Annotated in this window: 9 protein-coding genes and 1 pseudogene; 4 read left to right on the top strand and 6 right to left on the bottom strand. The window is 38.0% G+C overall.

What is annotated here, in order from left to right:
• Window positions 1-235 precede the first annotated feature (235 nt).
• From O6P32_RS13150 to O6P32_RS13135, 4 genes and pseudogenes are all read left to right on the top strand, one after another.
• A complete protein-coding gene (locus tag O6P32_RS13150; protein WP_269878974.1) occupies window positions 236-2554 on the top strand; it encodes a TonB-dependent receptor in 2319 nt (772 codons plus the stop codon).
• Window positions 2555-2565: 11 nt separating this feature from the next.
• On the top strand, window positions 2566-2784 hold the full coding sequence (locus O6P32_RS13145) for a hypothetical protein (RefSeq protein WP_032845630.1): 219 nt from the start codon (window positions 2566-2568) through the stop codon (window positions 2782-2784).
• 28 nt (window positions 2785-2812) lie between these two features.
• Window positions 2813-3202, top strand: a complete 390-nt coding sequence (locus O6P32_RS13140) for a hypothetical protein (RefSeq protein ID WP_050486453.1) — start codon at window positions 2813-2815, stop codon at window positions 3200-3202.
• 149 nt (window positions 3203-3351) lie between these two features.
• A pseudogene (locus O6P32_RS13135) lies at window positions 3352-3480 on the top strand (helix-turn-helix domain-containing protein); the annotation flags it as partial.
• Between the two features lie 259 nt (window positions 3481-3739).
• On the opposite strand, the gene O6P32_RS13130 reads toward O6P32_RS13135, so the two are convergent.
• The 6 genes from O6P32_RS13130 to O6P32_RS13105 form a co-directional block, all read right to left on the bottom strand.
• Window positions 3740-5011, bottom strand: coding sequence for a Y-family DNA polymerase (locus O6P32_RS13130; RefSeq protein WP_269878972.1), 1272 nt, complete (start codon window positions 5009-5011; stop codon window positions 3740-3742).
• Between the two features lie 5 nt (window positions 5012-5016).
• Window positions 5017-5442, bottom strand: coding sequence for a GNAT family N-acetyltransferase (locus O6P32_RS13125; RefSeq protein WP_269878971.1), 426 nt, complete (start codon window positions 5440-5442; stop codon window positions 5017-5019).
• The gene (locus O6P32_RS13120) at window positions 5439-5885 is read right to left on the bottom strand and encodes a LexA family protein (protein WP_269878969.1); all 447 of its coding nucleotides are present in this window, start codon (window positions 5883-5885) and stop codon (window positions 5439-5441) included. Before O6P32_RS13120 ends, O6P32_RS13125 begins: the two co-directional genes overlap by 4 nt.
• Entirely contained in the window at window positions 5882-6166 is a 285-nt protein-coding gene (locus O6P32_RS13115) for a hypothetical protein (protein WP_269878968.1), read from the bottom strand. The genes O6P32_RS13120 and O6P32_RS13115 overlap by 4 nt, the downstream gene beginning before the upstream one ends.
• 127 nt (window positions 6167-6293) lie before the next feature.
• Window positions 6294-6581, bottom strand: a complete 288-nt coding sequence (locus tag O6P32_RS13110; RefSeq protein ID WP_175631587.1) for an HU family DNA-binding protein — start codon at window positions 6579-6581, stop codon at window positions 6294-6296.
• A gap of 56 nt (window positions 6582-6637) precedes the next feature.
• The gene (locus O6P32_RS13105; protein WP_269878966.1) at window positions 6638-7591 is read right to left on the bottom strand and encodes a hypothetical protein; all 954 of its coding nucleotides are present in this window, start codon (window positions 7589-7591) and stop codon (window positions 6638-6640) included.
• Window positions 7592-7599: the final 8 nt, after the last annotated feature.

The following is a 7599-nucleotide window of genomic DNA, read 5'->3' as shown; positions in this document are numbered from 1 at the left end:
AATAAAAGCTTATCTTTGCATCAAATTTAGAACAAAAAACAAATCATGTCGAGCATTCGTTGTTCAATAGCACGTATTTTTAGAATCCGTGCATAGTCTATACTGGGAATCCTAATCTCAGTTTTCTTATCACCTTCAACTCTTTTTGAGGGGAAAATTTCTATTATCATTTATTCATGAGGTTTATGATGCAGATGCTATATCTGTATCCGTAACCCATTATAAGAAAACAAGTATGTACTTTAATAAAGCTCGATTATTATATCTTATCGTATTTTTCCTGTATTCCGGCCTAAGTGTGTCCGGACAATCGATTCATGTTTCAGGAAGAGTACTTCAACAAAATACGCAAACACCTGTTGAGTTTGCTAATGTCGTTCTATTCAAACAAGATTCAGTCTTTCTGAAAGGAACAACGACAGACACTATCGGAAGATTTGAATTTGAAAATCTTCCCACAGATAATTATGTGCTGTCAGTATCCTGTTTAGGATTTGAAACAAAGCGGATTTTGATACAGAATCTGACGGAATCAGCACAAATAGATGTGTATTTGAATGAAAATGTTTTGTTACTTGGGGAAGTGGTGATTTCTGCTTCTTCCACAATAAACAAGATTAACCAACGGATTGTGTTCCCGACAAAATTGCAAATCAGCCATTCTGCCAACGGAATGCAATTGCTGAATACAATGATGCTTCCCGGCTTGAACATCAATCCGATGCTGAATACGATTTCATCATCCGACGGCGGGAAAGTCATTTTGCAGATTAACGGCGTAAATACCACGCCGGAAGAAATTCAGACCTTGCAACCCCGCCAAATCAAGCGGATAGAATATTCGGATTATGCAGGTATCCGATACGGACATGCTTCCAAAGTTATCAACTACGTGGTAGTAAGGGATGATAAAGGCGGTGTTGTTGGTGTGGATTTGATGAACTCGCTGAATATCCTTGCAGGGGGCGATGTATTTTTCGCTAAGTTTAATAAAGGGAAGTCGGAATATGCATTGAATTACACAACTGCTTTTCAAAAAATCAACAGCAACAACCGGACACGTACAGGAAGTTATCGGTTCAGAAATTCTATCCCATTACAGAGAGATGAAATCGGAGATGGCGGAGATTACTCATATCAGATGCACGATGTTACTTTCGGTTATAACTATCAAAAAAATGATTCGACATTCTTTAATGCCAAGTTGAAGTATGCCTTGACGGATCATCCGCATAACGATTTCAAAAGTAATCTGAAAGAAAATAGCATAGAGATAGGACAGATATTGGATGGTGTCAGTCAGAAAATAAATACTCCAACAATGGACTTATACTATGAGCATGGTTTGAAAAACCAGCAAAAAATTTACGTCAACATTGTCGGAAGTTATATCAAAGCAGAAACAGATCGCAACTATATCGAATACAATGATATTGATACTATTTTTAGAGAGCAGTTTGGTTTGACTTCCGATAAATATTCATTGATAGCAGAAGGAATTTATGAGAAGAGTTTTACTTATGGAAGTTTGAAATTTGGGGTAAAGCACGTACAATCATTTACGAAGCAGGAAATTCAGCAAAATGGAGTATTTCAGTCAGATTTGAAACAATCAGAATCTTCTATTTTCTCAGAGTGGCTCCATAGTAAAAATAATTTCAGCTATTCTTTTGGGTTGCGGATTAATCGAGTGCATTTTTCTAACACTTCGACCAATAAGAGTTATTATAACCTTTTGCCCAAAGTCATGTTGGGGTATAGGTTGAATGAAAATTCTTTTATCCGTTACGATGTGGAGATGACTCAGACCAATCCGACTTTAGCTGAATTGACCAACACGGAAATTAGGATCGACCCTTATCTTGCCGAAAAAGGCAACTTATCATTAAAGCCCTATAATAATCTGAATAACAATCTTTTTTACGAAAACAAGAAAGGATTATTTACATTCAATGCTAACCTGAGACATCATCACAAGCATAATCCCATCATGGAATCACTTAAAGAGCAAGGCGATGTATTCTTGATAATGTCTGAAAATATGAAGAGCTGGAACAAATATAATGCTGAAATGACCCTAAAGGTGGGAATGATAAAAAACATACTGCAATTTTCTTTTACAGGTGGGTACAGTCATTTCAACAGTCAAGGGAAGAATTATTCTCACACACATTCTAATTTCTATTATAGTGCGAATGTTTTGGCAATGTATAAGAAATGGATGTTTATCGGTCAGATACAACCATTTGACGAAAAGCTGTATGGTGAAACCCTTACTAAAAGCGGTAACTATCACTATTTAGCCATTCAATATAACACCGATAATTTCTCTTTTGGCATAGGAGCGTTCAATCCATTCCGGAATGTTTCACGTACTATTATAGAGAATAAAAATAATCAGTCACCTTTCAGGCGGGAAAGCTTCAGTAGTGCCTCCCAAACCATTGTTGCTACTCTTACGTGGAACTTTAGTTTTGGAAAAACTCACAATTCAAGTAGTAAGTCTATTGAAAATAAGGATACTGATTATGGTATAAAAAGCAGTTACAAATAAAGGAGTTTGTTATGAATGAAAATAGCTTGGAGTTATTCAGTCTATTATCTGACACTCCACAAGTTTCAAAAGAAGAAATGCAAAATGCCTATAAACATTTTACGGAACAGATAATAGCGATCAGTCAATCCGAACAAAGCTATCATGAAATATTTCGGAAACTGAATATTACCCGTATCGAGTTTGATTCTTTGAAATCATCATCTTTTTATGAGTTGAAAAAAAAATGAGCTCAAAAAAGTATATCAACGGAAAGTGATGATGTTGCTTGAATCTGAAATTGATTTGCTGAAATTTACTTTCTTGCGAACAAATCACTTCTCCAACAACAACCAATCAAATATCCCCAAAGTCTATTTTATCCCCAATTCTCGAAAAGGATTGGGAATTGACAGTATGGGAGAATTAGCCGTATCGTTTGAACTCTCCGGGCAATTTGTTAATGAAGCAGGAATCTCCGTTCCATATATCCATATTGCCCATGCTCTGGAACAAGCCTTCAATTTCACGTTTGGGAACGTTCATAAATCTAAGGGTAGAGTATTCAAGCGCAAACCTTTCAATCTTACCAAAGCGTTGGATTACCTGAAAAATCTCGTCATCCGGGAAAATCGAAACAGGGTTGCAAACAAAGATGAAAAAAGATGATTTTATAATTCACTAATTTATAGATGTTTGCAAAACGGCTTTAGGGGAGTCCATAGGGATTCCCCTATTTTATTTGCTTCGTTCTTCCGTCCTTTGCTTCGTCAATGCATTGGACACAAGTAGTATTAATCAGTAAAACGAAGTAAATCATGTATATCAATAACGAAGATTTTGAAATATGGATGCAGAAGTTATCCAAAAAATTGAGTGAGATCGGTCAAGACTTGAAATCACTCATCAACACCAAAGAAGTATTTGACCCAATAAAAGAGACTCTTTTTTTTACTTGTATATATAAATTATTCTGGATTATAGTTCTGTGTTTACTTTTATTTTCCCTATTGTTCTCTGTTCGTCACGTACCCGGCAAAGTTCCCGGTGTGCTTTTTCCTTATATTCCTGAAGGACTTTGATTTCGTTACGAAATAAAAATTCAACAAGGATATTATTGTTTTATACAAACTATACAAATGTAGATATTAAAATTGACTTACAGCTGTAATTATGAAATAAATAAGCTACATCCAGCACCATATTTTACTTCACGATAATGACATCATCAAGGTTGGTGGTGTACTGCTTGCTAATGTGTTCGCATTTGAGGTGCCACGACTTGCCTGTGGTGCCCTGTACAGCTACCTTTATGGTGTTGTGGCCGTTCTTGCGGTTAATGGCATCTATGGCAGCGGCCAGACGTGACTGCTTCTCACGGTCTATGGTATCAAAAAGGTTGGTCTGGATGGCAGAGTCAGGAACTATGTTCCAGGCAATAACACCGGCTTTCTTATATAAATATCCCCCCTCTTTGCGGAAATCCATGCGGAGTGCCCGGACTGCAGTGCTTACAAGTTCCTGAAGGTCATTTGTAGGTACTTGTAGGTGGATGGTGCGGTTGATGCAGTGCTGCGGAAGATCCAGACGGAAACGGCTGGTATAGGCGAAGACTGTTATTTCCGTGCAGCAACTGTGCTGCATACGGAGCTTGCGCACACATTCGGATGTGAAGTTGGCGACAGCTTCCTCCAGGCTGGAGAGTTCGGACAGGCCGGAGTCAGGGAAACTGCGACTGGTACAGATACTCTTCTTCTGCGGCAGTTCCTCGACATCGATGCAGGATTCTCCGCGAAGCTCCTTCCAAGTGCGCACACCGGTAATTGTAAGTAATTTTCGCACGAAACTCTCGCTTTTCTGAGTGAAATCTAAGGCGGTATTTATACCATAATAGCGCAGCTTATCCAAGCTCCGATGGCCGATACCCCAGACTTCGCCAATTTCGAACCCTTGTAAAGCTTTGATTCGTTTATCTTCCGTATCAATGATACAAACACCTCCATAACCCTTGTACTTTTTCCCGTATCTGCTTGCTACCTTCGCCAGAGTCTTTGTAGGAGCAATGCCCATTGTAACCGGGATTCCTGTACCCTTTCCGATGGTCTTTACAATCTTCCGACCATAGGAAACCAGTTTCTCCCCTTCTCCGAAGCCTGAGAGATCCAGGAACGCTTCATCAATCGAGTACTGTGTCAGTTCGGGCGTGAACTCGGACAGCAACATCATTACCCGGCGGCTCATATCACCATACAGATTGTAGTTGGAACTGAAGACAGCCACATTATTTGCTTCCAAGATATTACGGATCTGATAGAGAGGTGTACCCATCTTGATACCCATTGCCTTTACTTCGTTGCTTCTGGCCACGACACAGCCGTCATTGTTCGAGAGAACAACAACAGGTTTGTCACGGAGCAGCGGATTGAACACGCGCTCGCATGAGCAGTAGAAGTTATTGCAATCGACAAGGGCTATCATAATATCTACAATTTTGACCAAATCATCTCATAACTGTCCTCTCCAGTCAGTTCGTCAATGAATTTTCTACTAATAATAAAGGCATTTCGTTTGTAAAAATCAATAGCCCTTATGTTTTTTACATAAACATTTAATTTAAGTAGATGATGATTTAGTTTTATATAATCCAGTAGTCGTTTTCCAACACCTTTAGAACGATACTTTGAATCTACAAATAAGCCTTCTATAAAGTCGTTATTTAAACCTATGAAACCAGAAATTGAATTATTATATAGACTTATATAAACCTCAGACTGGGATAAAGCAGATTCGACAAAATGGAGATTATCAAACCAAAAATCTCTCGATATAAAGTTATGAACTTCAACATTAGAGTCAAGCCATATTTTTAAAACTTCAGATATATCATCTTCTTCCAATTTCCTAATCATCTCTTTCTAAGCTGTCTTTTTATGTTGTAGGTAAGAACTCCCCATATCAGGAAGTTGTTCTCCTCTGTAATCTTAATAGGAGTGTATTCCTCGTTGGCCGGAACGAGCCAGATACACTTTTCCTTATCGTCAAAGCGCACCGTTTTAAGCGTGAACTCTCCATCAATGAAAGCCACAACTATGTCACCGTCCTGAGGTTCCAGGGCCTTGTCTATGACCAGCAGGTCGCCGTCATCTATACCGCAGTCCTTCATGGAATCTCCGGAAGCACGGGCATAGAAAGTAGTTGCCGGATGGCGTATGAGTTCCCGGTTCAGGTCTATGCTGTCAGTCATGTAATCCTGAGCCGGTGACGGGAACCCTGCCCTTACGCCCTGGTCGGCAAACGGCAATGGCAGTTCGCTGCTCAGGTCGGCAGAATACATGGTAAGTTTTATGCTCATCCCAGTAGTCCTTTCTCCAGCATTTCCTTACGAAGAAGTTCTTTTTCAACTTCATTCATGTCAGCCAGTTTTAATCTGTGGGGATTCTGTCTCTGATAAGCCTTAACATCTTCAATTACATTCTGGAAGTCATACAGAAACTCGCGAGAAGCGCCATGCCTTCTGTAGATTTCAATGGCTGCTTCCAATACTTCTACCGTACAGGTATCGTCACCTTGAAATACAGTTGCCGGTATTTGATTTACGACGCATTTTCGTAATAAAGCAAGTTGATCTTTCATATTTTGATTATGTTACAAATTCAAAAATAACATAGAATAATTTAGTTGTGTAATTTTATCCTAATCATACACCCTCTACAGATAGTTGTGATACAGATAAATGGATAGTTGTGTAAAACCGTCCCTATTAAATATTTTTCAATTTACTTATTGAAGCGACAAACTCTTTGGCAGGTTTGAATGCAGGTATATCATGTTCCGGCACAATTAATGTAGTGTTTCTGGAAATATTGCGAGCGGTTTTCTCTGCCCTATGCTTTAGGATAAAGCTGCCGAAGCCTCTTAGAAAGACAGGCTCCTGATTTGCTAATGAAGATTTTACTTCAGACATGAATGCCTCTACTACTGTTAATGCTGTTGCGTAATCAATGCCAGTAGAATAAGATATTTGTTTAACCAATTCAGATTTTGTCATATAGCTATTTATAAAGGTTTATAATAAATGCATTAAAATGGGCACAAAGATAATAATTAGGAAGCATCAGATTTCAATAATGACAATTTTAAAGAGCCATCACACAACAAATCATAGTATAAGTAAAGCAACGGTTTTAAATAAGACTGGATAGCAGGAACCTGCAAATATATTTTCTTATTTACCATAACACACGAAAGCTTTTCATAACCGTTAGGGATATGCTTATTAAGCTGTGAGATAAAATTAATAATCTTTTGAGGAGTAGGCCAGTTCAAGAACTGAATGGTCACATTCATATCATCATAACAAACAGATAATTTATAAGAAAGATCTTGTGAGGTAACGAAAGAAGAAATAAAAAGCAGAGCCTCTAAATAATTGCTACCAGCCATTACTATTATATCTCTTTCACAAGAAATTTTGGACAAAACATAATCAATCAGTAAAGTTGAAGATGAAGCAAGTAAATATCCTGTTGAGTCTGGATCACCGGATTTATCCAGACCAAAGAAAAAGACAGGATTCCAGCAGATATATACAGAACCAGACTTATCTGTGCGTATTGAAGCCAGGCACTGATTATCGTCAAACAAAAGTCTTGTAGTTCCCTTAACAGGATCAAATTGAAATAGGTTGCGATAGGCATCCAGCCCTGATTTATCTTGATGTATAGATTTGAGCAAATAGCCATGCAGTCCAGATACATGCTTTAGTTTCACATTTGTTTCTTTTGCCGAAACATCAAACAAATAATCTATTATTTGTTGTCTGTTGCAACGAACAGGCAGGGAAAACTCTTCGCAATCTTCCAATTCTTCTAAATTAACCTTCAGTAATTCAGCCAGCATAATAACCGAAATATCCGTAAAACCGTATAATTCCATACAGCAAATTACGTTATTTTCATTACAGTAAATGACATAACCCCTGTTGTTGATTCTATAAAGGCGAAAAAAATCACCATACTCTACTGGAGTATATTCTTTGAAAAGCGACTGGAAATTCATATTTGATA

The organism is Phocaeicola acetigenes (assembly GCF_027529745.1).
GTDB lineage: Bacteria > Bacteroidota > Bacteroidia > Bacteroidales > Bacteroidaceae > Phocaeicola > Phocaeicola acetigenes.
This window is presented reverse-complemented; position numbering and strand designations above follow the sequence as displayed.